The 25,508-nt window shown below is 66.1% G+C and carries 27 protein-coding genes; 12 read left to right on the plus strand and 15 right to left on the minus strand.

Annotated features, from left to right (window positions below; all coding sequences use genetic code 11):
• The first annotated feature begins 183 nt into the window (after window positions 1-183).
• From ccmA to GGR00_RS21455, 4 genes are all read left to right on the plus strand, one after another.
• Complete coding sequence (ccmA, locus tag GGR00_RS21440) at window positions 184-795, plus strand: heme ABC exporter ATP-binding protein CcmA (RefSeq protein ID WP_184701046.1); 612 nt, start codon at window positions 184-186, stop codon at window positions 793-795.
• A 60-nt stretch (window positions 796-855) separates the two neighbouring features.
• Window positions 856-1,521 (plus strand): heme exporter protein CcmB, encoded by a 666-nt coding sequence (gene ccmB / locus GGR00_RS21445; protein WP_184701048.1) that lies wholly within the window; start codon window positions 856-858, stop codon window positions 1,519-1,521.
• Between the two features lie 127 nt (window positions 1,522-1,648).
• Complete coding sequence (gene ccmD / locus GGR00_RS21450) at window positions 1,649-1,819, plus strand: heme exporter protein CcmD (protein WP_184701050.1); 171 nt, start codon at window positions 1,649-1,651, stop codon at window positions 1,817-1,819.
• Entirely contained in the window at window positions 1,816-2,394 is a 579-nt protein-coding gene (locus GGR00_RS21455; RefSeq protein ID WP_055972743.1) for a DsbE family thiol:disulfide interchange protein, read from the plus strand. Before ccmD ends, GGR00_RS21455 begins: the two co-directional genes overlap by 4 nt.
• A 54-nt stretch (window positions 2,395-2,448) precedes the next feature.
• On the opposite strand, the gene GGR00_RS21460 is transcribed toward GGR00_RS21455, so the two are convergent.
• From GGR00_RS21460 to dapF, 6 genes are all read right to left on the minus strand, one after another.
• Complete coding sequence (locus tag GGR00_RS21460; protein ID WP_055972746.1) at window positions 2,449-2,703, minus strand: hypothetical protein; 255 nt, start codon at window positions 2,701-2,703, stop codon at window positions 2,449-2,451.
• A gap of 86 nt (window positions 2,704-2,789) precedes the next feature.
• Window positions 2,790-3,404 (minus strand): MSMEG_1061 family FMN-dependent PPOX-type flavoprotein, encoded by a 615-nt coding sequence (locus GGR00_RS21465; RefSeq protein WP_184701052.1) that lies wholly within the window; start codon window positions 3,402-3,404, stop codon window positions 2,790-2,792.
• A gap of 10 nt (window positions 3,405-3,414) precedes the next feature.
• Window positions 3,415-4,068, minus strand: coding sequence for a septation protein A (locus GGR00_RS21470; protein ID WP_055972752.1), 654 nt, complete (start codon window positions 4,066-4,068; stop codon window positions 3,415-3,417).
• Window positions 4,069-4,071: 3 nt separating this feature from the next.
• Window positions 4,072-5,889, minus strand: coding sequence for a signal recognition particle-docking protein FtsY (gene ftsY, locus GGR00_RS21475; RefSeq protein WP_184701054.1), 1,818 nt, complete (start codon window positions 5,887-5,889; stop codon window positions 4,072-4,074).
• A gap of 13 nt (window positions 5,890-5,902) precedes the next feature.
• The gene (mtaB, locus tag GGR00_RS21480; protein WP_184701056.1) at window positions 5,903-7,186 is read right to left on the minus strand and encodes a tRNA (N(6)-L-threonylcarbamoyladenosine(37)-C(2))-methylthiotransferase MtaB; all 1,284 of its coding nucleotides are present in this window, start codon (window positions 7,184-7,186) and stop codon (window positions 5,903-5,905) included.
• On the minus strand, window positions 7,186-8,070 hold the full coding sequence (gene dapF, locus GGR00_RS21485; protein ID WP_184701058.1) for a diaminopimelate epimerase: 885 nt from the start codon (window positions 8,068-8,070) through the stop codon (window positions 7,186-7,188). Before dapF ends, mtaB begins: the two co-directional genes overlap by 1 nt.
• Before the next feature lie 221 nt (window positions 8,071-8,291).
• Here dapF and GGR00_RS21490 point away from each other — a divergent pair, with 221 nt between their 5' ends.
• The gene (locus tag GGR00_RS21490; protein ID WP_055972763.1) at window positions 8,292-8,837 is read left to right on the plus strand and encodes a protease inhibitor Inh/omp19 family protein; all 546 of its coding nucleotides are present in this window, start codon (window positions 8,292-8,294) and stop codon (window positions 8,835-8,837) included.
• A 129-nt stretch (window positions 8,838-8,966) separates the two neighbouring features.
• Window positions 8,967-10,148: a cell division protein ZapE gene (gene zapE / locus GGR00_RS21495; protein WP_184701060.1), complete on the plus strand. Its 1,182-nt coding sequence runs from the start codon at window positions 8,967-8,969 to the stop codon at window positions 10,146-10,148.
• A gap of 27 nt (window positions 10,149-10,175) precedes the next feature.
• On the opposite strand, the gene GGR00_RS21500 is transcribed toward zapE, so the two are convergent.
• Window positions 10,176-10,880, minus strand: a complete 705-nt coding sequence (locus GGR00_RS21500; RefSeq protein WP_184701062.1) for a ceramidase domain-containing protein — start codon at window positions 10,878-10,880, stop codon at window positions 10,176-10,178.
• 204 nt (window positions 10,881-11,084) lie between these two features.
• Here GGR00_RS21500 and GGR00_RS21505 point away from each other — a divergent pair, with 204 nt between their 5' ends.
• The 4 genes from GGR00_RS21505 to GGR00_RS21520 all read left to right on the plus strand — a co-directional run bounded on the left by GGR00_RS21505 (window position 11,085) and on the right by GGR00_RS21520 (window position 14,283).
• Window positions 11,085-11,840: a DUF1223 domain-containing protein gene (locus GGR00_RS21505; RefSeq protein WP_055972770.1), complete on the plus strand. Its 756-nt coding sequence runs from the start codon at window positions 11,085-11,087 to the stop codon at window positions 11,838-11,840.
• Between the two features lie 409 nt (window positions 11,841-12,249).
• Window positions 12,250-12,633: a DUF2794 domain-containing protein gene (locus tag GGR00_RS21510; RefSeq protein ID WP_055972773.1), complete on the plus strand. Its 384-nt coding sequence runs from the start codon at window positions 12,250-12,252 to the stop codon at window positions 12,631-12,633.
• A gap of 106 nt (window positions 12,634-12,739) precedes the next feature.
• On the plus strand, window positions 12,740-13,261 hold the full coding sequence (locus tag GGR00_RS21515; protein WP_184701064.1) for a GNAT family N-acetyltransferase: 522 nt from the start codon (window positions 12,740-12,742) through the stop codon (window positions 13,259-13,261).
• Complete coding sequence (locus tag GGR00_RS21520; RefSeq protein WP_184701065.1) at window positions 13,258-14,283, plus strand: histone deacetylase family protein; 1,026 nt, start codon at window positions 13,258-13,260, stop codon at window positions 14,281-14,283. Before GGR00_RS21515 ends, GGR00_RS21520 begins: the two co-directional genes overlap by 4 nt.
• A 5-nt stretch (window positions 14,284-14,288) precedes the next feature.
• Here the strand turns inward: GGR00_RS21520 and GGR00_RS21525 are convergent, their stop codons facing one another.
• Entirely contained in the window at window positions 14,289-14,837 is a 549-nt protein-coding gene (locus tag GGR00_RS21525) for a DUF308 domain-containing protein (RefSeq protein WP_055972780.1), read from the minus strand.
• 249 nt (window positions 14,838-15,086) lie between these two features.
• Between GGR00_RS21525 and GGR00_RS21530 the strand changes: the two genes are divergently transcribed.
• Window positions 15,087-17,198: a putative bifunctional diguanylate cyclase/phosphodiesterase gene (locus GGR00_RS21530; RefSeq protein WP_184701068.1), complete on the plus strand. Its 2,112-nt coding sequence runs from the start codon at window positions 15,087-15,089 to the stop codon at window positions 17,196-17,198.
• 47 nt (window positions 17,199-17,245) lie between these two features.
• Here GGR00_RS21530 and GGR00_RS21535 read toward each other — a convergent pair whose 3' ends face one another.
• The 5 genes from GGR00_RS21535 to amaB form a co-directional block, all read right to left on the minus strand.
• Window positions 17,246-18,886, minus strand: coding sequence for a copper resistance CopC/CopD family protein (locus GGR00_RS21535; RefSeq protein WP_184701071.1), 1,641 nt, complete (start codon window positions 18,884-18,886; stop codon window positions 17,246-17,248).
• A 5-nt stretch (window positions 18,887-18,891) separates the two neighbouring features.
• A complete protein-coding gene (locus GGR00_RS21540; RefSeq protein WP_055972791.1) occupies window positions 18,892-19,422 on the minus strand; it encodes a copper chaperone PCu(A)C in 531 nt (176 codons plus the stop codon).
• Between the two features lie 91 nt (window positions 19,423-19,513).
• Window positions 19,514-19,894, minus strand: a complete 381-nt coding sequence (locus tag GGR00_RS21545; protein ID WP_055972794.1) for a hypothetical protein — start codon at window positions 19,892-19,894, stop codon at window positions 19,514-19,516.
• 95 nt (window positions 19,895-19,989) lie between these two features.
• A complete protein-coding gene (locus tag GGR00_RS21550; protein WP_210315104.1) occupies window positions 19,990-21,036 on the minus strand; it encodes a proline racemase family protein in 1,047 nt (348 codons plus the stop codon).
• A gap of 134 nt (window positions 21,037-21,170) precedes the next feature.
• Window positions 21,171-22,685, minus strand: a complete 1,515-nt coding sequence (amaB, locus tag GGR00_RS21555) for an L-piperidine-6-carboxylate dehydrogenase (protein WP_184701073.1) — start codon at window positions 22,683-22,685, stop codon at window positions 21,171-21,173.
• Window positions 22,686-23,267: 582 nt separating this feature from the next.
• Here amaB and GGR00_RS21560 point away from each other — a divergent pair.
• The gene (locus tag GGR00_RS21560; RefSeq protein WP_184701075.1) at window positions 23,268-23,906 is read left to right on the plus strand and encodes a protein-L-isoaspartate(D-aspartate) O-methyltransferase; all 639 of its coding nucleotides are present in this window, start codon (window positions 23,268-23,270) and stop codon (window positions 23,904-23,906) included.
• A 2-nt stretch (window positions 23,907-23,908) separates the two neighbouring features.
• Here the strand turns inward: GGR00_RS21560 and GGR00_RS21565 are convergent, their stop codons facing one another.
• Both GGR00_RS21565 and GGR00_RS21570 read right to left on the minus strand, forming a co-directional pair.
• Window positions 23,909-24,487: a GNAT family N-acetyltransferase gene (locus GGR00_RS21565; protein WP_377863914.1), complete on the minus strand. Its 579-nt coding sequence runs from the start codon at window positions 24,485-24,487 to the stop codon at window positions 23,909-23,911.
• 106 nt (window positions 24,488-24,593) lie between these two features.
• Complete coding sequence (locus tag GGR00_RS21570) at window positions 24,594-25,373, minus strand: Bax inhibitor-1/YccA family protein (protein WP_055973072.1); 780 nt, start codon at window positions 25,371-25,373, stop codon at window positions 24,594-24,596.
• Between the last annotated feature and the right edge of the window lie 135 nt (window positions 25,374-25,508).

Below are 25,508 nucleotides of genomic sequence, written 5' to 3' on the forward strand. Positions count from 1 at the left end.
CCAAGCAACCCGAGCCGTTCAAGGCGGCGCGTGCGCTGGTTCGGCGCATATTCTCTTTACCATGCCGACCGCTGGCATCGTCGACTGGCATATAGAGAATTAATTGGAATAGTTCTAGACGGAGATTCGCCTATTTTGCTGTGACGCAAGGCAGCGGGACACGGCTTCGGCGACGGGGGAAAAATGCGGCTGATCGCCGAAAATCTCAGCGGAGAGCGCGGCGGCGAAGCAGTCTTCGCCGGCATCGGCTTTGCGATCGAGGACGGCCAGAGCCTGGTCGTCACAGGTCCCAACGGCTCCGGCAAGTCGACCCTGCTGCGCGTCATCGCCGGCCTGCTGCCGCACCTCCACGGGCGAATCGCCATCGAGGGCGGCGGTGAGGATTTCCCGACGGTTGCCTCCGCCTGCCACTATCTGGGCCACCAGAACGCCATGAAGGCGGCCCTCACAGTCGACGAGAACCTCGCCTTCTGGCGCCGGTTTTCCGGCGACGGCAGGCTCTCCATCGCCGATGCGCTCGAACAGGTAGACCTCGGCGGCCTCGGCCACCTGCCGTTCGGCTACCTCTCGACCGGCCAGAAGCGCCGTGCCGCGATCGCCAAGCTGCTGGTCAGCCACCGCCCGGTCTGGCTTCTCGACGAACCCACCGCCGGCCTCGACAACGCCTCGGAAGCGCGCTTCACCGAACTGATGAAGGCCCATTGCGCCGCCGGCGGCATCGTTGCCGCCGCTACCCACCTGCCGCTCGGGCTGGGCGGAGCGACGGCGCTGGAGATGGGGCGAGCGCATGGCTGACCCACGCTTGCGCGCTACGTTGCCCCCCTCTGGCCTCCTGGAATTCGCCGGAGGGCACCCATGCTAGCCCTCTACCTTCGCGACCTCAGGATGGGTATCCGCTCCGGCGGCGGGGCGCTGACCGGCGTGCTGTTCTTCCTCGCCGTCATCGTCACCATCCCCTTCGGCGTCGGCCCCGACCTCAACCTGCTCGCCCGCATCGGCCCGGCCATCCTGTGGATCGGCGCGCTGCTGGCCAGCCTGCTCGGCCTGGACAGGCTGTTCCAGGCCGACCGCGAGGACGGGTCGCTCGATCTCCTGGTGCTGAATTCCGACCGCCACATGCTGGCGCTGACCGTGTTCGTCAAATGCCTGGCGCATTGGAGCGCCAGCGTGCTGCCGCTGGTCGTCGCCGCCCCGCTGCTCGGGCTGTTCGTGAACATGCAGCCGCTCGGCATCGGTGCCGCAGCCCTCACCCTTCTCGTCGGCACGCCGGCCATCGTCTTCGTCGGCGCCGCAGGTGCGGCCGTCACCGTCGCCCTGCCGCGCGGCGGCCTGCTGATCTCGGTGCTGGTGCTGCCGCTGGTCATTCCTGTGCTGATCTTCGGCGTCACCGCCAGCTACGGCGCGGTCAACGACCCCGACCCGTTCATGCCGCCGTTTCTCATCCTTTGCGCACTGACCATGTTCCTCGCCGTCATCGGCCCGCTGGCCGCGGCCATAGCTCTGCGCTCGGGCACCGACTGATCACGATCGCTTCAACTGCCCCCGGTGCGGCGCGGCGTCCAATTGCACGGCGCCACAGCCGCAGCTAAGTGAAGGGCATGGTCACAAGCGTCGACATGATGAAGTTCTGCCAGCGGATGGCTGCCCGATGAGCGCGCATGCCCTTTATGTCGCCGCCGCTTATGGCGTCTCGGCGCTGGCGATCGCCGGACTGATCGTCTGGATCCTCGTCGACCAGCGCGCCCGCAAGCGCGAACTGGCGGAACTCGAGGCGGCAGGCCATCGCCGCCGCTCCGACCGCAGCGGCGCCGCGGCATGACGATGGAAACCGAAAAGCCGGCCCGCCCGCGCAAGCTGTTCGTGCTGCTGCCGCTGCTGCTCTTCCTGGCGCTCGCGGTCGTTTTCCTGATGCAGTTGCTGTCCGGCCGCGACCTGTCGGTCGTGCCCTCGGCGCTGATCGGCCAGGCCGCGCCCAAGACCGTGCTGCCGCCGCTCGAAGGCATTTCGCTTCCCGGTCTCGACTCGGCCGAATTCATCGGCAAGGTGACGTTGGTCAACGTCTGGGCGTCATGGTGCGCGCCCTGCCGCGAAGAGCATCCGGTGATCGTCGGCCTCTCCAAGGACGAGCGGCTGACCATTGTCGGGCTGAACTACAAGGACAAGCCGGAGAACGCCCGCCGCTTCCTCGGCGACCTCGGCAATCCCTATAAGGCGGTTGGCGTCGACCCCAACGGCCGCGCCGCGATCGACTGGGGCGTGTACGGCATTCCGGAAACCTTCCTCGTCGGCAAGGACGGCAAGATCGCGTTCAAGCATGTCGGCCCGATGTCGCCCGAAACGGTGGCGGCCACGCTGATGCCCGAGATCGAGAAGGCAGCCGCGGCTTCCCAATGAGCCGTAGCGCGGGCCAGGCTGCCCGCCATGTCCGACGGCGACCTCGTCGCCCGCTTAGCCGTAGACCTGCTTGAAGGCCTGGTACAGCATCTCGCTGCGGTCGGCGCGCATGTCGGCCAGGTCGCGGCCGGAAAAGCCGTCGATCTCGGCGACGAGGCGCTTGTACTGCTTGCGCTTGGAAGCGCTTTCGCGGGCACGGGTCAGAAGGCTGTCGAAAAACATCGTCGTTCCTTTCGTCATGCCGCTGGTGCGGCGCGATTTGACCTCCCTGATCAATTCGACGATGACATAGGAACTGCTGCGCCGCAAAATAAGATGCTGCAACGCAGCATTGCGACTGACGCATATCGAGTTAACGAAGCCTCAACGCGCCGGCATGGCTTGGCCGATGGCCGCTACCACATGCTCTTTCGGTAGGATTCGTCGAGCGAGCGGTCGAGTGCCTCGGCATTGTCGGCAAGCGCCAGCTGGTCGTGCAGGATCTGCCCGAGCGTCGGCAGGCTGGTGCGATCGGGCCAGGTTCCGGGCAGCCACAGCTCGGAACGCATGAACGCCTTGGCGCAGTGCATGTACACCGCCTTGATGGCGACGACCATGACGGTGACCGGCGGCTTGCCTTCGGCGGCGAGCTGCTCGCGCAGCCCGATGTCGGCGGTGATCCGTGCATCGCCATTGATGCGCAGCGTCTCGTTCATGCCCGGGATCAGGAACAGCAGGCCCACGGCCGGGTTGGCGACGACGTTTTCCAGCGTGTCGAGCCGGTTGTTGCCCGGCCGGTCGGGAATGGCGATGGTGGCGTCGTCGAGCACGGCGACAAAGCCCGGCCTGTCGCCCTTGGGCGTGACGTCGGCGTTGCCCTTGCCGTCGGACGAGCCGATCAGCACGAACGGGCTGCGCGCCAGGAAACTCGTTGCATGACGGTCGAGAAGGCGGAGTTCCTTCTTCACCGCGCCGTCGCCGGGCGCGCGGTAATGCTGGCGCAGCGCCTCACGGTCGGTGATGAACTCCACGGCGGCTCTCCTATTTCTGCGAATGCTCTTCCAGCGAATGGCGCATGATCAGCGGCATCTGGCTGAATGTGAACAGAAGCGTGATGGGCATGATGCCCCACACCTTGAACGCCACCCAGGTGTCGGTCGAGAACGAGCGCCAGACCACCTCGTTGACCACGGCGAGGAACAGGAAGAACAGCCCCCAGCGGAAGGTCAGCTTGCGCCAGCCTTCGGCGTCGAGCCGGAAGGCGGAGGCAAAGACGTAGCCGAGCAGCGACTTGCCGAACAACAGGCCCCCCAGCAGGATCGCGCCGAACAGCGTGTTGACGATGGTCGGCTTCATCTTGATGAAAACGTCGTCCTGCAGGTAGAGCGTCAGCGCGCCGAAGACGAAGACGACGACGCCCGACACCAGCGGCATGATCGGCAGCGAGCGGGTCAACAGCCACGAGGCGATCAGCGCAATCGCGGTTGCCGCCATGAACAGGCCGGTGGCGATGAAGATCGGCCCGCCGAGCTCGGCCAGCGTCGGAAACTGCGTCGCCAGCCATTCGCCGCGCGCATTGGCGAAGAAGAACACGACCAGCGGCCCCAGTTCCAGCGCCAGCTTCAGCAGCGGGCTGATCTCTTCCTTCTTGGTTTTCGGGTCCGAAGGATCGCTTTCGAGGATCGGTGCATTCATGGGTCAGGCGACTCCTGCGATCGCCTTGGCGAAATCGCTTGCCGAGAAGGGTTCGAGGTCGTCGACCTGTTCGCCGACGCCGATGAAATAGACCGGCAGCTTATGTTTGGCGGCGATTGCGACCAAAATACCGCCGCGCGCCGTACCGTCGAGCTTTGTCATCACCAGGCCGTTGACGCCCGCGATGTTGCGGAAGATTTCGACCTGGCTGAGCGCGTTCTGGCCGGTGGTGGCGTCGACCGTCTGCAGCACCGTGTGCGGCGCCTCGGGATCGAGCTTGCCGAGCACGCGCACGATCTTCTCGAGTTCGGCCATCAGTTCGGCCTTGTTCTGCAGGCGTCCGGCGGTGTCGATGATCAGCACGTCGGATCCCGCTTCCCTGGCCTGCTCGAAGGCATCGTAGGCAAGGCCGGCAGCGTCGGCGCCGAGCTTGGTGGCGATGACGGGCGACTTCGTCCGCTCGCCCCAGATCTTGAGCTGTTCGATGGCAGCGGCACGGAACGTATCGCCGGCGGCGAGCATCACCGACAGCCCGCCCTCGGTCAGCTTGGCGGCGAGCTTGCCGATGGTGGTGGTCTTGCCGGTGCCGTTGACGCCGACGACCAGGATGACATGCGGCTTGTGCGTGAGGTCGAGCTCCAGCGGCAGCGCCACCGGCTTCAGCACCTTTTCGACCTCGACCGCCATGATCGAGCGGACTTCATGGTCGGAGACGTCCTTGCCGTAGCGGCTCGATGCCAGCGCGTCGGTGACGCGAAGTGCCGTCTCGACACCGAGATCGGCACGGATCAGCACGTCTTCCAGATCCTGCAGCGTGTCTTCGTCAAGCTTCCGCTTGGTGAAGATGCCGGCGATGTTGCCCGACAGCTCCTTCGACGACCGCGACAGGCCCTGGCGCAGGCGTTGGAACCAACTCTGGCGCGGCGCAGGCGCGGCCACTTCCACGACCTCGGCCTTCTGCTCGACCTTCTTCTGGACCGTCACCTTGCCGGCGGACGTTTTTGGCTCCGCTACAGCGGCCGACGGTTCGACAGGAGCCGGCGCAACCTCCTCTCCCCCCTTGAGGGGGAGATGGTCCGAAGGACCAGAGGGGGTCGTCTCCGCCGCGCTCGGCGTCATCTCCACAATGCTCGGCGTCGCGTCCGACGATTCCGCAACCCCACCCGGCCGCTCTGCGGCCACCCTCCCCTCAAGGGGGAGGGAAATCGCAGGCGCAGCCGTCTCCCCCGCGCTCGGCAGCTCGGGCGTCGAAGGCGTCGGCTGGGCAGGAACCTCCTCGGGCAGTTCGGGCGTGGATGGCTCCGCCGGCGGCAACGGGACCTCTGCCGGCGCAGGCTCCGGCTCAACCGGGCTCGGCGCAGGCGCGGGCTGCTCGGCAGGCTTTTCCGGCTCGACGGCGGGAACTTCCGGTTCCGGAGCGGGCTTTGGCTCTTCCGGCGGCGCCGGCTGCGGCGCGGGTTCGACCGGCACGGGCTGCTCGGCCGGCTTTGGCTCGGGCACCACAGGCGGCGTCGGCGGCGTTTCCGGTGCGGGTTCGGGCTTCGGCTCCTCAGGCGCGGCGTCCTCTCCCCCCTTGAGGAGGAGATGGTCCGCAGGACCAGAGGGGGTCACCTCCAACTCGGCGACGACCCCACCCCGATCGACTTCGTCGATCGACCCTCCCCTCAAGGGGGAGGGAGTCTCGGCCGCCACCTCTTCCGTCGGCTTCAACGCTTCTAGCGCGTCGAAATTCAGCGGCGGCAGGACCTCGTCCTCGGCCGGCTGCTCGACGGTCTCCTTCTTGCCGAAGGAGAAGACTTTCTTGATGAACCCGAATGCCATGCGGTCGCTTTCGTCAGGCCGCGCGCGCGGCGGCCGGTGCCGCTGTCAGCCGCTCGCCGTCGTGCCCGGCGATGTCGACCTCGATGATTTCGCCCGCCACGCCCCGGTCGAGGGCAACGAGCGTGAAACCTTCCGTCCGCCCGAGCCCCTCGCGCTCGACAAGCACCTTCTGGTGCGAGTCCTTGAGGCTTTCGAGATGGCGCGTGTAGGCGACGTCGCCGGCGGCGCGCAGGCGGGCGGCGCGCTGCTTGACGATGTCGCGGCGCACCTGGGGCATGCGCGCGGCGGGCGTGCCCTCGCGCGGGCTGAACGGGAAGACGTGGAGATGGGTCAGCCCGCACTCCTCGACGATGCGGATCGAGTTTTCGAACATCTCGTCGGTCTCGGTCGGGAAGCCGGCGATGATGTCGGCGCCGAAGACGATATCGGGGCGATGCTTGCGCACATCGGTGCAGAACTGGATCGACTGGTCGCGCAGATGCCGTCGCTTCATGCGCTTCAGGATCATGTCATCGCCCGACTGCAGCGACAGGTGCAGGTGCGGCATCAGCCGGCTCTCGGTGGCGACGGCTTCGAGCAGGTCTTCGTCGGCCTCAATGGAGTCGATGGAGGAAAGCCGCAGGCGCTGAACATCCGGCACCTGGCGCAGGATCGTCCGCACCAGCTTGCCCAGACGCGGCGCGCCCGGCAGGTCGGCGCCGTAGCTGGTCATGTCGACGCCCGACAGCACCACCTCGGCATAGCCGTTGCCGGCGAGCCGCTTGATCTGCTCGACCACCGCCCCCATCGGCACCGAGCGCGAATTGCCGCGACCGTAAGGGATGATGCAGAAGGTGCAGCGGTGGTCGCAGCCGTTCTGCACCTGGACGAAGGCACGCGCCCTGCCCTCGATCGCGTCCACCATGTGGCCCGCCGTCTCGCGCACGGAAAAGATGTCGTTGACGCGGGCCTTCTCGAAATCGTTGACGCCGAAGTCCGGCAGCGCCCGGTAATTGTGCGCCTTGAGCTTCTCTTCGTTACCGAGCACGAGGTCGACCTCTGCCATGTCGGCAAAGGCCGCCGGATCGGTCTGCGCCGCACAACCGGTCACGATGATGCGCGCGTCCGGGTTTTCGCGCCGCGCCTTGCGGATCGACTGCTTGGCCTGGCGCACCGCTTCACTGGTCACCGCGCAGGTGTTGAAGATGACAGCGCCGCCCTTGAGCTCTTCCAGCCCTGCAGCCTTGGCCTCGCGCCTCATCACCTCGGATTCGTAGGTGTTGAGGCGGCAGCCGAAAGTGACGACATCGACCGCCATCAGGCGACGTCCTGCCGGTCACGGGTCCAGCCGCCGGTGGCCGGATCGAAGCTGCCGGAGAATTCCCACTCGGCCGGGCCGGTCATGACCACGTGGTCGTCGGCGCGCCAGTCGATCTTCAGCGTCCCGCCGCTCGGCACCGTCACCGTGACCGTCCGGCCGGTACGGCCGGTGCGGGCGGCGGAGACGGCGGCCGCACAGGTGGCCGAGCCGCAGGCCAGCGTCAGGCCGGCGCCGCGCTCCCAGGTGCGCAGGTTGAGCGTTTCGCGCGAAGTCACCTGGGCGATCGAGATGTTGGCGCGCTCGGGAAAGATCGGATGGTTTTCCAGCAGCGGCCCGAAGCGGTCGAGGTCGTAGGACCAGACATCGTCATCGACCCAGAAGATGGCGTGCGGGTTGCCCATCGAGGCGACCGAGGGTGAGTGCAGCACAGGCTGATCGATCGGCCCGATCTGCAGCTCGATCGCGCGGGTATCGCGGAATTCTTCCGCCAGCGGGATGTCCTGCCAGCCGAAGCGTGGGACGCCCATGTCGACGGAGATGGTGCCGTCCTCGTGCTCCTCGGCATTGAGGATGCCGGCAACCGTCTCGAAGGTGAACACCTTCTGCCCGGTCTCGGCTGACAGTGCCTGCACCACGCAGCGCGTGCCGTTGCCGCAGGCCTGGGCATGGGTGCCGTCGGAATTGATGATCTCGATGTAATTGACCGTACCCGGCGTGCGCGGGTCGTGGATCGCCATGATCTGGTCGAACCTGGTCGCCGTATCGGCGGCGAGCGCAATCGCCGCGGCAGGCGTCACGCGGTCGGCGCGGCCGCGCATATCGGCGACGATGATCTCGTTGCCGAGCCCGTTCATCTTGGCGAAAGGGGCCTCACTGGCCATGGCAGACATTTCTCGTGGCTGTTCGGCGCCTATATGGCGGAAACATCGTGCAATTACCAGTCTCGCGGCACGCCGGCCTCTTGAGACAATTTTGCAACAAGTTCATACGCAAACCCTATTTTAACCATATCGGGTTGAAATTCTGCCAACTTCGCCGCTTTAGAGGCGAGCTATCGATCGCGCGGGGGCGCCCCCAGAACTGCCCCGACGGAGGGACTGCAATGGCTTTTTCGAAAACCGGCCTGCTGGCCGCATCGCTGGTAGCGCTGATGACGGCGGCCGGCTGCACCAGTACGCGCCTTTCCTCGATGGACACCCAGCCCGCGCCGCTGCCCGCGGCTCCTGCCGGCACGGTGACCAGCGGCCAGCTGCCGCCGCCCGCGGCGCCCGGTGCCGCCAGCGCCTCGCAGTTCCCGGCGGCACCCCAGCAGCAGACCCAGGTCGCGGCACTGCCCGCCGACGGTGGCGCCGCTGCCGCCAACGCGCCCGACCTCACCGCGGCCAGCGTCGCTGGTGTGTGGAGCGCTTCGGTTTCCGGCCAGAGCTGCAAGGTGGCGACGCCGCAGACCAAGTTCGGCCAGGGCTTCCGGGCCGGCCCGCTGCGCTGCCCGGCACCGGTCGACGGCGTCAAGTCGTGGAACGTCGCCGGCAAGCAGCTGACGCTTTATGATGAAGGCGGCTCGCCGCTGGCACGGCTCTATTCGTCGGGCGCCGGCCGCTTCGACGGCCAGACCTCCAACGGCCTGCCGATCTCGCTCAACCGCTGATGCATGACCCGAAAATCGAAATCGATTTTCGGACAGGATCATGCATAGTTGAAATGCTGCAGCGTCCTTGCGCGTCCAACGGACGCCTGGCGCTGCAAGCAGACTTTCGAATTCGTACCCGAGTGAACCATGCACCTGCGTGACGGCCTGCAGACCCATGTGACCGTCAGGCAGCGCTACGACCATCTCGTCGAGCTCGGCAACGTCCGCCGCGACCCGGCGCAGCTGTCCATCGTCGCTGCCCTCGACAAGCTGATCGATGAGATTTCCGACAAGCGCCTGGCGCGCAAGTCGAGCGCGCTTGGCTGGCTGTTCGCCAAGCGCAAGCCCCAGCGCGAGCCCGTGAAGGGCCTCTACGTCTATGGCGGCGTCGGCCGCGGCAAGACCATGCTGATGGACATGTTCTTCGAGCTGGTGCCGGTCAAGCACAAGCGCCGCGTCCATTTCAACGACTTCATGGCCGACGTGCACGACCGCATCCAGAAGCAGCGGGCGGCGCGCAAGAACGGCACCTCGCGCGACGACGATCCGATACCCCCTGTCGCCGCAGCGCTGGCCGAAGAGGCCTGGGTGCTGTGCTTCGACGAGTTTTCGGTCACCGACATTGCCGACGCGATGATCCTGTCGCGGCTCTTTGCAGCGCTGTTCGGGCTCGGCGTGGTGCTGGTCGCCACCTCCAACGTGGCGCCGAAGGACCTTTACCGCGACGGCCTGAACCGCCAGCTGTTCCTGCCCTTCATCGCCATGCTCGAGCAGAACGCCGCTGTCCTCAATCTCGATGCCGACACCGACTACCGGCTGGAAAAGCTCGACCGTGTTCCGGTCTATCTCAGCCCGCTCGGCGAAGCCGCCGACAAGGCGATGGACAAGGCGTGGGCGGCGGTGACCCATGGCGCTCCGGCCCAGCCTGCGACCGTCGCCGTCAAGGGCCGCAAGGTCCAGGTGCCGGCTGCGGTCGGCGGTTGCGCGCGCTTCGGCTTCGCCGACCTCTGCGACAAGCCGCTGGCGGCACGCGACTATCTTGCCATTGCTGCGCACTACCAGACGATCTTCGTCGACCACGTGCCGGTCATGGCCGAAGCCAACCGCAACGAGGCCAAGCGCTTCATCCTCTTGATCGACACGCTCTACGACCAGAATGTACGGCTGGTGCTCAGCGCTGCCGCCACGCCCGACAAGCTTTATGCCGGCAAGCGCGGCCATGAGGCCTTCGAGTTCGACCGCACCTCGTCGCGCCTGATCGAGATGCAGGGCAGCGAATGGCTCGACCGCTGGGCCGAACGGCACGCACAGCCGGCAGCCTCTGCCTGACCGGCAAGGCTGCCTCACTGCTCCCGCTCACTGCCAGGCGCCCACGGCTCCCGACATCGCACGAGACTCTGTCCGCGGCTTTGCATGGCGCGTCGTTGCAGCCATCAGCACGCCGAGCATCAGCCCGTTGAGCACATGCCACATGAAATGCGTACCGATCGGCATGGCGTCGCAGACCAGGGGATCAAGCACCCGGCAGGTGACCGAGCCCAGGAAGATCGCCGCGGCGGCCAGATTGTACCAGCCGGCGGCACTGCCCTTGGCGATGACCACGCAACCGAAGAAGATCAGCGCCAGGAATGGCGGCAGGTAGCCGGTGGTGCCGTTCGAAGCTTCGCGCAGCCAGTCGGGCACCAAGTAGGTCAGCAGGCCGACCGCGATGTAGAAGCCGAAAAAGATGACAAGCGCCTTCGGCCACGCCATGCCGGCAAAACGCCTGAGGTTGAACAGCGTATAGGCAAGCGTGAATCCGGCAATGGGCAGGATGTCGGCCCATTTGGTGGCTTCGGTGGCGAAGGTATGGAACAGCGTCGAGCCGATGCCGATCGCCACCACCCACCAGCCCAGCACCTCGGCGAAGACGCCGGCCTTGCGCCGCCGCGCCTCGCAGACACCCCACAGGCCGGCGGCGAAGAAGGCGAGGTTGCTGACCGCATTGAGCGGTTCGGCCCAGAGGCCGGGACTCAGCCGCTCGCAGTAAAGGTCGACATGTTGGCTTAGCTGTTCCAGCATCGATGCTTCCCCCGCCGGTCCCCGATCCTACCCTCGTCGAAGCATTTTTCGACAGGAAATTGCGCATGTCGTAGGTGACGCAGCGGAAATGCATGCCCGGCAAAATTTCACCGCAACGTGACTTCCCGTTGAATGGCGCATCTGCCACATATTTCGCCAACCATAAGAAAAGCCGGTGACGTCGGCTGAGGATCCGGATTGGTCATGGAGTTTCGCACATATTTTCGGCTGGCAGCCGTGGCGCTGGCCCTCACCGGATTTGCCGGTTCGGCCCATTCCCAGGTAAAGGATCGACCGCTTGGCGTGATCGAGCTTTTCACCAGCCAGGGCTGCAACTCCTGTCCGCCAGCCGACGAACTCTTTGCCGAATACGCCGCCAAGGATGACACGGTAGCGCTCGCCTATCACGTCACCTATTGGGACTATCTCGGCTGGCAGGACCAATTGGCCAGCAAGGACAACACCGAGCGCCAGTACGCCTATATGCGCGCCTTCGGTTCTCGCTCCGTCTACACGCCGCAGGCCGTCATCAATGGCCGCACCCACGTCAGTGGCGCCAAGCGCGAAGACGTGACCGGCGCGCTCGACAACCTCGCCAAGACCGGCCAGGCCATGAATGTCGACATAACGGTCACCGAAAAGGCCGACACCTACACCATCGATGTCGGCGCCGCCCAGGGCGCGACCGGTGCCGCGCATGTCGTGGTCGTCCACTACAAGGCGCCTGAGGAAGTCGACCTCCAGAAGGGCGAGAACAAGGGCCGCAGGGTCACCTACTGGAACGCCGTCACCGACCTGCACACCGCAGGCATGTGGCACGGAAAGACACAGCGCTACGAACTGCCCAGGAGCGAAGTGGAAAAGAAGGGCGGCTGCGCCGTGCTGCTGCAGGCGGTCGGCAAGGATGGCCTGCCCGGCCCGATCCTTGGCGCGGCCGTGGTGCGCAGGCCGGACGAATAGCCCCGCCCCGGGGCGAAACCGTCATGCAAAAAAGCCGACGCCAGCTTGTCGCCAGACGTCGGCTTCAGATTTTGGGATCGTCGCACCTGGTTCCAGTAAGAACCGAGGTTGGTTCGATCCGACTCGGGCCCGTGGGCGGGGGGCTTGGGGTTTACGAGCCAGTGCCGGACCGAACCGTCTCAGGCAACGGGGGTAAAGTCGTCGGACATTGGGGCGCCAGCGCGGATAAAAAACGGCAGGAATGTGGCGAGTCATCACCAATTCCAACAGACTGTCTCGCAAACGTTACCGTTGCGGCAAGCTTGTCCACTCCCCTTCGCCATATGGTTTGATTCGCCGCCGCGGCTTGCAATTCGGGCGCGAATGGGCGATTCTTTAGCCGTAGTCGTATTCTGCAAAGGAACGATTCATGACGGATCGCGGTGCTGGAGCGGAGGATGGCGAGACATCCGCAGTGATCCCGCTTCATGAGGCCCGCCGGGAGCGGCAGGATCTTCCGGTGGCTTTCGAGCGACGGGAACTCGACCAGATCCTCAGGCTCTACGGACGCATGGTCGCTGCCAATGAATGGCGCGACTACGCAATCGACCATCTCAGCGATCGCGCCGTCTTCTCGGTGTTCCGCCGCACCAGCGAAACCCCATTGTTCCAGATCGTCAAAGACCCGGGTCTGGCCCGCAAGCAGGGCGCCTTCTCCGTCGTTGCCGCCGGCGGCCTCATCCTCAAGCGCGGCCACGAGCTGGCCCGGGTGCTCGGCGTGTTCGACAAGCGGCTCAAGCTCGTCGAGGCGTGACGCTGTCGGACCATGACGGCCCGATCCTTCCGGCCAGGGACCGAATTGTGCGCGCCACAAATCACCCGATGCTATCAATCCAGCCTGTCCTCGGGATTTCGACCCAATGAACAATGCGACCAGGGCCAAGGCGTCCGCCGTTTCCATTCGCCCGGCAACGGTCGACGATGCCCCGCTTCTCATGAATGCGATCGTCGGGCTTGCCGAGCATATCGGCGAAGCCGACGGCGTGGCTTGCACCGAGGCGGATCTCCGGCAGTTCGGCTTCGGCGACAATCCGGCCTACGAAGCGGTGATTGCCGAAGCCGACCAAGAATTCGTCGGCATGTGCCTGTTCTTCCCGATCTTCTCCACCTGGTACGGGCGGCCCGGCGTATTCGTGCAGGATCTATATGTCGACCAGCACTTCCGCAGCCTCGGCATCGGCGAGTTGCTGCTGCGCCACGTCGCAAGGCTGTCGCGGGAAAAAGGCGGCGTCTACATGCGGCTCGCGGTGGACGAGCACAACGAGCGCGCCCATCCCTTCTATACCGGGCTGGGCTTTGCCTGGACCCACGACCAGCGATCCTACATTGCAGGCGGCAGGACCTTTGCCGCGCTGTGCGAAGCCATCGGGGAGCGCACATGAAGACCTTCTACGCCGACGAGCAGAAGCGCCACGACCCCAAGGCCTTCCTGTCGATGGGGATGCAGAAGCCCAATCCCGAACGGCCCGAGCGCGTCGAGCGCCTGCTTTCGGGCGCCCGCGCCGCAGGCTCGGCGATCCACCGCCCGGCCAATGTCGGTCTCAGCCCGATCGCCGCCGTCCACACGCCCGAATACATCGAGTTCCTGGCCCACATCTTCGAGCGCTGGCAGCGCATGGAAGGTGCCTCGGCCGAGGTGATCCCCAACATCCATCCCTTTGCCCGCAACGGCAGCTACCCGGCGGGCGCTGCCGGCCAGGCCGGCTATCACATGGCCGACACCGCCTGCCCGATCTCGGCGGAAACCTTCGACAGCGCCTGCTGGAGCGCCTGGAGCGCTGTCGCTGCCGCCGATGCGGTAATGTCCGGCGAACCGGCCGCCTATGCGCTCTGCCGTCCGCCCGGCCACCATGCCTTTGCCGAGGTCGCAGGCGGCTTCTGCTTCTTCAACAATTCGGCCATCGCCGCCCAGCGGCTGCGGACGACCGCAACGCGCGTCGCCATCCTCGATGTCGACCTGCACCACGGCAACGGCACGCAAGGCATCTTCTATGCAAGGTCCGACGTGCTGACCGTGTCGCTGCATGCCGACCCGTCCCGCTTCTACCCATTCTTCTGGGGCCATGCCGACGAACGCGGCGAATCCGCTGGCGTCGGCTACAATCTCAACCTGCCTTTGCCGCGCAAGTCGGGCGACGCCGAGTTTCTCGAGGCGCTGGACCGCGCCGACCGCCGCATCCAGGCCTTCGCGCCCGACGCGCTGGTCGTCGCGCTCGGGCTCGACGCCTTCGAAGGCGACCCGTTCGGCGGGCTGTCGGTCACCACGGCGGGATTCTCGCGCATCGGCGACGCGATCGCCCGCCTCGCCCTGCCCACCGTCATCGTCCAGGAGGGCGGCTATCTCTGCGACGCGCTCGGCGACAACCTGACCGCCTTCCTCACCGGCTTCTCCGCCGTGCGCTGAGCGGATCAGGCTCCGGCGCGGATGCGCCATGCGCGATAGAGCAGAAGCAACGCGTAGAGCAGCATCAGGAGGGTGGCGATCCGCATCAGCGTCGCCGCACTGGTCAGCGGCACGAACATCAGCGCCAGGCCGAAGGCGGCATAGACCGCGCCGCCCACCAATGTCGGCCACAGCCGCGTCTGCCGTTCGCTGTCGAGGAAACTCGACGCCATCTCGATCAACCCGACGACCAGCGCAAGAACGCCGACCAGGCTTGCGAGGAAGGAGAGCGTGAAGACGCTGGCCAGGATGCCGCTGGCGATCACGATCACGCCGGCGGCGATCGACAGGACGTTGCGCGCCAATGCCAGCCAGTGGCCAGTGGTCCGCGGCGCCGCATGATCGATCGTCGCCAGCCCGAGCACGCCATCGACGAGCAACAGGCCGCCGCCGACCATCACCAGGAGCTTCACCGCCTGCGCCGGATAGAACAACGCGACCAGCGCCACGGCAACGATCAGGATGGCCCGCAACGCCGTCAGCGTCGCTTCGAAACGCTTGGTCTTCTCGGCCATGTCTTGCTCCCTCTGAACTGCGACAACCATTTCTGCGAGATAGGCTCCGGATTCGCAACCGGGGCGATTGCTGGCGCCAGGCCGGCAGCCGCGCCGGCTGGAAAATCGCACCGGCGCAATCCGGTTCCTCGCCACCGAAGTTATCGCCCTGTGGCGAAAGCACTGTTACATTAGGAAATTCTTTCATCTTTGCTGTGAACACTCGTGCCGGGGTTTGTCAGGAAGTCCTGGCCGACATTGGGGCGTGCGATGTTCAAAGTCATTTCATGTCTTGCTTACGAGCATGACTATTCATTCGTCGTCATTGCCGCGATCGTCTGCGTCGCCGGCGCGGCCATGACTATGCGGCTTTTCGACCGTGCCGCTCGCCTTTCCACGGAAGCCCGCTTTGCCTGGATCATGCTGTCGGGTGTCGCCTGCGGCTCGGCCATCTGGACCACCCATTTCGTCGCCATGCTCGGCTTCCAGCTGCCTTTCGAGGCGGCGTTCAACCCTCTCCTGACGATCGCCTCGCTGCTCATCGCCATCGCCTTCACCGCAGCCGGCCTGCATCTCGCGGCAACGCCTCCCAACGGCATGCCGGTCGAAACCGGAGGTGCCGTGATCGGCATCGGCATCGTCGCCATGCACTACACCGGCATGAGCGGCTACGAATTCGCCGGCCGGATCGAGTGGGACGCCAGCCTGGTCGAGGCCTCGATCCTGTTTGCCGTGGCCTTCGGTGCCCTGGCGATGCACCTGGCCGCGCGCCAGCGCGTCCGCTTCGCCAAGCCGATGGCGGTGGTTGCGCTCGTGCTCGCCATCTGCGCCATGCATTTCACCGGCATGGGCGCGGCAACATTGGTGCCCGATCCCTCGGTGCCGGTGCCGACAAAGGTGTTTTCGAGCGAGTTCCTGGCCGTTCTCGTTCTGGCAACCATGGCAATCATCGCCGGCCTGACGCTTTATGCGATGGATGCCAGGTCGCAGCGCGAACTTGTCGCCAGCTTCCGCCATGCCGCACAGCACGACCCGCTGACCGGCCTGCCCAATCGCGCCTTCCTGTCCGACAACCTGCCCGCAATGCTGGAGCGCAGCGCCGCCGCCGGCAAGGAAGCTGCGGTCATCGTCGTCGATCTCGACCGCTTCAAGGAAATCAACGACGTCCACGGCCACAATGCGGGCGATCTGCTGCTGCAGACCCTCGCCAACCGGCTCAAGGCGCTGACGGGCCCGGGCGAACTGGTGGCGCGCGTCGGCGGCGACGAGTTCGTCGCCGTCAAGCAGGACGTCGCCTCCCGGCAAGAGGTCGACAGCTTCGTGCGCCGGCTTGTCGACAGCGTCCTCGACCCGATCCACAACAAGGCCAAGACGTTATCCGTCGGCGCCAGCGTCGGCGTCAGCCTCTATCCCGATCACGCCGGCGACGCCGACGACCTGATCGGTGCCGCCGACCTTGCCATGTATCGCGCCAAGCGCGCGCTGACCGACAAGATCTGCTATTATGACCGGTCGATGGACGAGGGCCGGCGCGAGCGCAGCGCGCTCGCCATCGAGTTGCGCCATGCGCTGGATCGCGACGAGTTCGAGCTCTACTACCAGCCCCAGCACGACATGAAGAGCGGCGAGGTGACCGCTTTCGAGGCGCTGTTGCGCTGGCATCACCGCGAACGCGGCCTTGTCGCCCCCGAGGAATTCATCCCGATCGCCGAGGAGAACGGGCTGATCATCCCGATCGGCGAATGGGTGTTGAAAACGGCCTGCGCCGAAGTGGCGACGTGGCGAAGGCCCTACAAGATCGCCGTCAACATCGCTGCCGCCCAGCTCACCCAGGCCGACCTGCCCAGGATCGTCCACGAGACCCTGCTGGCGACCGGTCTCGCTGCCTCGCGGCTGGAACTGGAAATCACCGAGGCCAGCATCATCGAGGACCGCGAGCGCGCCTTGCATGTCGTGCGCCAGCTCAAGGCACTGGGCGTCACCATCGCCATGGACGATTACGGCATCGGCTACTCGTCGCTGTCGACGCTGCAGATTTTCCCCTTCGACAGGGTCAAGATCGACCGTTCCTTCGTCGAGGACGTGGCCAATGACAGCGCGTCAGCAGCGATCGTCCGGGCGACCATCCTGCTTGCCAACGACCTTCGCATCCCGGTGCTCGCCGAGGGCGTCGAGAAACAGGAGAACTTCGAATTCCTGCGCGCCGAGGGCTGCGCCGAGATGCAGGGTTTCCTGTTCGGCCGGCCCCAGCCGCTGTCGGAGATCGCCAGCCTCGTCGGCCGCGAAAGCCGCCCGGCCGAGGCGCCGAGACCGTCGACGCCAGGCGTACGCCGCATCGAGGCCACCGGCCTGGCGCTCAGCCGCCAGTCGGGCGTCGCCTGACGGCAGGCCGAGCGCCGATCGGCCAGTTGGCCCCGTCCGCCTCGATTCTATGGGCGGATGGTAATCTCGCTGGTCAGCGTCAAGCGTTGCGTCTCTGAAATCTCGACGTCGATCGACGCCGTCCATGTCCCGGCTACCGGCACCTCCAGCCCGTCGACACGCCAGGTGCCGTCGCCCGGCTTGTACGCGCCGGCACTGATCGGTGCCGCGGCTTCCGCATGATCCATGCGCAGCGTCACGCTGCGCGCGTCGAGCGGACCGAAATCGCCCGTCATGATCACCATCGAGGCACTGACCACGCCGGCTCGTCCCGGCGTGAGACTGAAATCGGCCATCGCCTCTGGCGTGTGAACATGAAACGTCGCCGGCTCGGCCGCTTCGATCGCCAGCACGCGCGGCGGCGGCGTGAAGCGGAAGCCGGCTACCACGGCAAGGATCGCCGCCATGATCAGCGTCTCGACGATGATGTTGCGCGACATCAGGCGCTGCGCCTGCGGCTGCCCGGTCATCGACGGCTTGGTGAGCTTCCAGCGGTTGGCGGCGGCTAGCAGCAGCAGCGGCACGACCAGAGCCAGCTTGACCAGCAGCAGCCTGCCGTAGGCCGTCTGCCACAGGGCCCGGACGTCCTCGACCTGGACGACGGCGAGCACCACGCCGGCGGCAATCAGCGCAGCGACCACATAAGGGATCGCGGTGGAGAAACGGCCCAAGGCCGCGCCGGCTTCGGGCGCATGGCGGCGGCTGGCGAGACAGAGCGGCACGAGGGCGCCGGCCCAGAAGGCAATGCCCGCGCCATGGATGAAGACCATCGGCCGCGTCAGCCACTGCGGCGCGGCCGCACTGGCATGCCCGCTTGCGGCGAGTGCTGCACCCGTACCGGCGAGCGCGGCGAGCGCCAGCCCGCGTGCCAACGCGCCCTCGCTCGCCAGCGCCAGCAGCGCGAACGCCAGCGCCATGAAGGCGACCGCCGCGGTGTACGCGTAGCTGGTCGCGGCCGCCGCCTGCCAGGTCACCGGCTGGCCGAACAGCCCGAGCGGCGCGCCGAGCGCATCGAGCCCCTGCAGGCCGAACGAGATCGGGGCGGCAACGAGACCGAGAGCCGTGAAGGCGGTAACGGCAACCATGCCGTGGCGATTCCCGGGCGCGAGCCAGGCCAGGGCGAATGCCCCGCCGGCGCCGAGGAAAAGGCCGAGATAGAGCGTGAATTTCGCCGCCCACAGGGCGGCCCGCAAAGTCGGGTCGTTCAGCTCCGGCGGTTGCGGCGGCGTGGCGCTGGGGCTGCCGACCGAAAAGCGCGAGAAACCGCCGACCGGATGGCCGTCGTCCGAAACCACCCGCCACGACAGCAGGTAGGTGCCGTTGACGGCATCATTGGCCGGCAAGGCAACAGTCAGGCTGGCACCCGAAACATTTCCGACGAGCCGGGCTGAACTGCCATCCGGCCGCAAAAGCTCGATGACCAGCGCCGTCACAGGCTCGCTGAAGGTCAACGTCGCCTGCGGCGGCAACAGTTGCACCACCGTGCCCTCTGCCGGCACGGCACGCAGCAGCGAGGCATGGGCAGCGGCAACCAGCGTGCCGCCGAAAAAGATCATGCCGGCGAGCAGGATACGGGCCAGCAAGGTTTCAAGGCGCGCGCCGTCGCCGGCAATGCCGCCCCGGACAAGGGAAGGAAAGCGCGCGCCCATGGCGTTCAGTGACCGGAGTGGTCTTGGCTCTGGCCGCCCATCTTGTCGGCCTGGAACTCGACCGTCACCGTGCCGGCCTTTTCGAAGGTCAGCGTGCCGGAGAATTTGTCACCCTCCTTCACCGGCGCCTTCAGGCCCATGAACATGATGTGATAGGCGCCCGGCTTGAGCGCGACTTCGCCGCCGGCCGGGATCTCCACGCCGCCGGTCACCTGGCGCATGGTCATCACGCCCTTGGCGTCGACTGCCATTTCGTGGATTTCGGCCTTCTCGGAAACATCCGACTGGATTGAGACGAGCCGGTCGGCTTCAGCACCGTTGTTCTTGACGGTGAGATAACCCGCGGCAACCTTGGCACCGGCCGGCGTGGCGCGCGACCAGGGGTGGCCGATCTCGATATCGCCGGCCTTGAAGCCGTGGGCGAGCAGCCCATGGGTCGAGGCAAACAGCAGCATCGCTGCAAAGGCGACGATGCCGAGGCGTTCCTCGAAGCTGCGGAACAACGGGCGCACGAGGGCGCGAGCGGAATTGGTCATGGGAACTCCGATATGGAATGGCTGCGCCAGCTGTCGTGGCGCGTGATGGGTCTGAGGTGAAATTCATCGAGCCGCGGTCGTCGCGGCAATCTCAGGCGGCCGGCGGCGGCGCGCGCGGACTGCCGGGATCGTGCTTGGCGGCAGTCGGCGGATCGAGCCGCGCCGGAACGAGGCCGCTGGCCAAGTGGAACGGCAGCGTGACCGGCAGGGCCACGCCTTCGGACGGCATGGCCGATCCGACCGAGAACATGTTGCAGCCGAGTGTGCAGCATTCCGGCAGGCTCGGATGGTCGCTCTTGGCGGGTGCGGTGTGGTCGGTAGCCGAGGTGATGCAGAGCGGGTTGCCGAAGATGTCGAGCGGCGGCGTGCCTTGCCCGATCGCCAGCGCCGCGGTTGCCGTCTGCATGACGAGCATCAGCGCCGCGGCAAGCGCGACCCCGAATCCCCATCCCTGGCGGCGAAACACGACCAAGCGGCCCGATCCTCAGCTTCGATGCCGAATTGATAGCATCATCGGCAGGCCCGGAGAATTGCCGAAAACTGCGACATATTCTTTGACCTGGCGCACTATCGCAGCAGGAAGCCGCGGCCCAGTTCGTCGCCCGCCTCGATCGAGAAGCTCGAGCGTCCCGAATAGAAGGCGCGGCCGCCGACCTCGACGCGAACGGCGTCGAACCGCCCGGCCTTGTCGGCCCGCACCGCCTTGCCGGAAAAGATGGCGCCGGTGACGCTCTCGAAGCGGCGCGGGTCGCCGACGGCGAGTTCGCCCCGTGCCATGGCGACCGCGACACGCGCCGACACGCCGGAACCCGTCGGGCTGCGGTCGACCTCGCGCTCGGCGAAGACGCAGAGATTGCGCGTCGGATCCAACGCCCCATTGCCGCCATCGGTCAGGATGGTGCCATAGAGAAAGGCGAGATCAGGATCGTCGGGATGCTCGAGCGGCAGGCCTTTCGCCACCGCCTTGGTGATGCGGTCGGCGGCATCGACAAGCCGGTCGAGCGGCGTCGTCTTGAGATCGAGCCCCAGCGAAGCGGCCTCGACCAGCGCATAGAAGGCGCCGCCATAGCCGAGATCGAACGTCACCCTGCCCAGTCCCGGCACCTCGATGGCCTGGTCGAGCGCGAAGGCAAAGGATGGCACGCTCTCGAAGGACGCGGCACCCGTGGCAAAACCATCCGCTGTCCTTTCGACCTCGACCCGGACCGTCACCAGCCCGCACGGGCATTGCAGCCTTACCTCGGTCACCGGCACCTGCGGCGCGACGATGCCATGGTCGACCGCATAGCGGCCGAGCGCGATGGTGGCGTGGCCGCACATCGTCGAATAGCCCTCATTGTGCACGAACAGCACCGCCATGTCGGCATTGGGCAGGTCCGGCTCGACCGGGATCACGCCATACATGTCGTAATGCCCGCGCGGCTCGAACACGATCAGCCTGCGCAGGTGGTCGAGCTTTTCGCGGGCATGGCGGCGCTTGTCCAGGATCGTCGCGCCGGGGATCGGCGGGTAGCCCGCGGTGACGATGCGCACCGGCTCGCCGCCGGTATGCATCTCGACCGTCTCGATAGTGCCGTCGAAGCGGCCGCTGCCGCTTGTGCTGAGTTCGACCATGTCCGCTCCGCTTTGCTTGCGCCACGATCTGAGCCGCTTCGCCGCCACGCCGTCAAGCTTGATGACCGGCGCAAAGAAAAAGCGCCGCCTGCTTTCGCGGGCGGCGCTCCGGTTTCTGACAGGCCTAGTGGCTCTCAGTCGATGTCGAACGACACGCCCTGTGCCAGCGGCAGCGCCTTGGAGTAGTTCACCGTGTTGGTGGCGCGGCGCATATAGGCGCGCCAGGCGTCAGAGCCGCTCTCGCGACCGCCGCCGGTCTCCTTCTCGCCGCCGAACGCGCCGCCGATCTCGGCGCCCGAAGTGCCGATATTGACATTGGCGATGCCGCAGTCCGACCCCTCGACAGACAGGAAGCGCTCGGCCTCCTGCAGGTCGAGCGTGAAGATCGACGACGATAGGCCGGCGCCGACTGCGTTGTGGGCGTCGAGCACGGCGTCGAAGTCGGAATACTTCATGACGTAGAGGATCGGCGCGAAGGTCTCTTCCAGCACCGGGCCGACCTGGCCCGGCATCTCCACCAGCGCCGGCTTGACGTAGTAGGCGCCGTCATGGCCCTGGTCGACGCGAACGCCGCCGGTGACCTTGCCGCCATGTCCGGCGGCTTCCTTCAGCGCCTTCTGCATGCCGTCGAAGGCACCCTTGTCGATCAGCGGACCGACGAGCGCCGAGGTCTCGAGCGGGCTACCCACCGAAACACTCTCATAGGCCTTCTTCAGGCGCGGCACGAGCGCGTCATAGACGCTGTCATGCACGAAAAGGCGGCGCATGGTGGTGCAGCGCTGGCCGGCGGTGCCCATGGCACCGAAGGCAATCGCCCGCAGCGCCATGTCGAGATTGGCGGTCGGGCAGACGATGCCGGCATTGTTGCCGCCGAGTTCGAGGATGGCGCGGGCAAAACGCTTGGCCAGGCGCGGGCCGACGTCGCGGCCCATGCGGGTCGAACCGGTCGCCGAAACCAGCGGCACCTTGGGGTGGTCGACGAGCACTTCGCCGACGGCGCGGTCGCCGATCAGCACCTGCGACAGGCCCTCGGGCGCGTCAGCGCCGAAGCGGGCCGCGGCGCGCTTGAAGATCGCTTCGCAGGCGAGCGCGGTCAGCGGCGTCTTTTCCGAAGGCTTCCACACCACCGAGTTGCCGCAGACGAAGGCAAGCGCCGCATTCCACGACCACACCGCAACCGGGAAGTTGAAAGCGGAAATGACGCCGACGACGCCGAGCGGGTGCCAGGTCTCCATCATGCGATGGCCGGCGCGTTCGGTGGCGATGGTCAGGCCATAGAGCTGGCGCGACAGGCCGACGGCGAAGTCGCAGATGTCGATCATTTCCTGGACTTCGCCCAGGCCTTCCGACGGGATCTTGCCGACTTCGATCGACACCAGCCGGCCGAGGTCGGTCTTGGCGGCGCGCAGTTCCTCGCCGAGCAGGCGCACGAGTTCGCCGCGCTTCGGCGCCGGCACGTTGCGCCAGGTCTTGAAGGCCGCGTCGGCGCGTTCGATGGCCTTGCCGGCTTCGGCAGGCGAGATCGACGTCAGCGCGCCGATCTGTTCGCCGGTCACCGGGCTGCGCACGATCAGGTCGCCGCCGCTGAAATCGGCCTTGGCAACGCCCAGGCGCTCGAGAAGGGCAGCGGTTTCGCTGGTCACGTTCATGCTGATTACCTTTCCTCGTTCCTCACCACCCGCGGCCATCTGCGTGTCTGTTTTTGCTTGTCGCCGGCCGGGGCTTCATCGTTTCGTATCTCCGCAGGCTTGGCCGGGAGACGCTTGGCACTGCCTATAGCCCGATCGGGCACCGGAACGCCACACCAGTCGCAGCGCCAGAGGCTCTGGACGGCGAATTGGCACGGTGTGGTCCACAAACCGCTGGAAAGTGCAGGTCGCGGCCCAAGTGGCGCGCCACGGAAATTGTCGATGGGGGGGGGAGGCTGAAAAAACAACACCCGCCGGGGGAGGAGGTCCGGCGGGTGTCGTATTGGTGGCCAGCGTCTGGGAGGAGGTAGGCGCTGACCTATTCGTCGGAAACCTGGGAGGAGGTAGGCCCGACAAATTCGATGACCCATATCTAGCTCCGCTGTGCCTGGTTTTAAAGTGTTGATATTGCATAGGAGCTTTGCGTTTTGTGCAATGCAACATGACCCGTCGCGCCGCAACATCAAGCGGACGTTGCGGCAACTCCGCACGACCGGGAACTTCGCGCCCACATGCCGGTTAATTGGCAACGGCAGGCAGGCCATGATCGACTACCGCGCAGCGCGCCTCAGAATGGTCGAATACCAGATCGCCCGGCGCGGCATACGCGATCTGGCGGTGCTCGAGGCGCTGTCGGCCGTACCGCGCGAAGAATTCGTGCCCGAGGCGCTGCGCGACTACGCCTACGACGACACGGCGCTGCCCATCGCCCACGGCCAGACCATCTCCCAGCCCTACATCGTCGCGCTGATGGCAGAGGCGGCGGGACTGACGGGAGCAAGCAAGGTTCTGGAGATCGGCGCCGGCTCGGGTTACGCGGCGGCGGTAATGGCCGAAATCGCCGGGCACGTCGTCACCATCGAGCGCTTGGCCACGTTGGCCGCGCAAGCGACGGCGCGGCTGCAGCGCCTCGGCTATGCGAATGTCGAAGTCATCTCGGGCGACGGCACGGCAGGGTGCGCCGGGCAAGCGCCGTTCGATGCCATTCTGTCGGCGGCCGGCACCCGCAAGGTGCCGCCGGCCTGGAAAGAGCAGCTGGCAGTCGGCGGCCGGCTGGTCCTGCCGCTCGGGCCGCTCGGTGACCAGACGCTGATGAAGATCGTGCGCACCAGCGACAGCGACTACACCCAGCGCCCATTGGTCGACGTGCGTTTCGTGCCGCTGATCGAGGGGCCGGGCTGACCCTAGCCCTTGCCGCCCTTCGCCACGAAGCGGCGCTCCGGCATCGAATTGGCATCGGGCGGAAGCGTGGCACCGCCATTCATCGCCAATTGCATGAATACGGTGTCGAGCCAGCGGCCATGCTTGTAGCCCGAGCCCTCCATCCGGCCGGTATGGTGGAAGCCGACCCTTTCATGTAGCCTGACGGAGGCGCTGTCGGCATGGCCGTCGCCGATCACGGCGATGATCTGGCGGAAGCCGAGCACCGTGCACTCGTCGATCAGCGCCTGCATCAAAGCCTTGCCGAGACCCGCGCCCTTGGCCTCGGGCGCGACATAGATCGAATCCTCGACGATGAACCGATAGGCCGGCCGCGCCCGGAACGGGCCGGCATAGGCGTAGCCCAGGACGACGCCGTCGCGTTCGGCGACGAGATAGGGGTAGCCACCCTCCATCAGCGCATCGTAGCGCACGCCCATTTCCGCGCGCGTCGGCACCTCCAGCTCGTAGCTTGCGGTGCCGTTGAGCACTGCGTCGGCATAGATCCCGGTGATCCGGTCGAGGTCTTCAGGCAGCGTGTGTCGTATCGAAATGCTCATAATTTAGGCAATCCATTCTGCTGCCTCCATTAGAGCAAAGCTTGGCCCAAATGAAAAGGGCGGCCGTTGGGCCGCCCTTCGAAAGTCTGATGGTCCAGGTCTCGGTGCGTTATTCGCGGTTGCCCAGGAACGACAGCAGGAACGAGAACAGGTTGATGAAGTCGAGATAGAGCGTGAGCGCGCCCATGATCGCCTTGCGGCCGGAGACGAGCACGTCGTCGCCGTCGAAATACATTTCCTTGATCTTCTGCGTGTCGTAGGCGGTCAGGCCCGAGAACACCAGCACGCCGATCGCCGAGATGGCGAACTGCAGGGCCGACGACTGCAGGAAGATGTTGACCACCATCGCGATCAGGATGCCGAACACGCCCATGATCAGGAACGAGCCCATGGCGGTCAGGTCACGCTTGGTCGTGTAGCCGAACAGCGACAGCGCGCCGAAGGCGGCAGCGGTCACGAAGAAGGTCTGCACGATGCTGGCGCTGGTGTAGACCAGGAAGATCGACGACAGCGACAGGCCCATCAGGCCGGCGAAGACCCAGAACGCGGTCTGCGCGCCCGAGGTGCTCATCGACTGGATGCGGGCGCTCAGGAAGAACACCATGCCGAGCGGAGCCAGCATGACGACCCACTTCAGCGGCGAACCATAGAGCGCGACGCCGAGGCTGGTCAGCATCTTGCCGTTGCCCATCGTGGCGACGGCAGTGGCGGGGTCATTGGTGGTCGCCAGCATCATCGTGCCGAACGCGGCTAGGCCGGTGATTGCGAGGCCGAGCGCCATCAGGTTGTAAACCTTCAGCATATAGGCGCGCAGGCCCTCGTCGATCGACGCGTCGACGCGGCTGCCTGCCGTCGCCGTGCGCGTCTGGTAATTTCTGAAGTCGGACATGGTTTCCTCTGTTGCTTCTGCCCCGTCGGGTGTCAGGCCGAAACCCAGGCGCCGCTGGCGGGGCTCCAGCATGCCTCCGCCGAAATATGATGATTCTTTCAGGCCAGAACAAGGCCCGTTACGGCCTGAAACCCG

Source organism: Aminobacter aganoensis, assembly GCF_014206975.1.
Taxonomy (GTDB): domain Bacteria; phylum Pseudomonadota; class Alphaproteobacteria; order Rhizobiales; family Rhizobiaceae; genus Aminobacter; species Aminobacter aganoensis.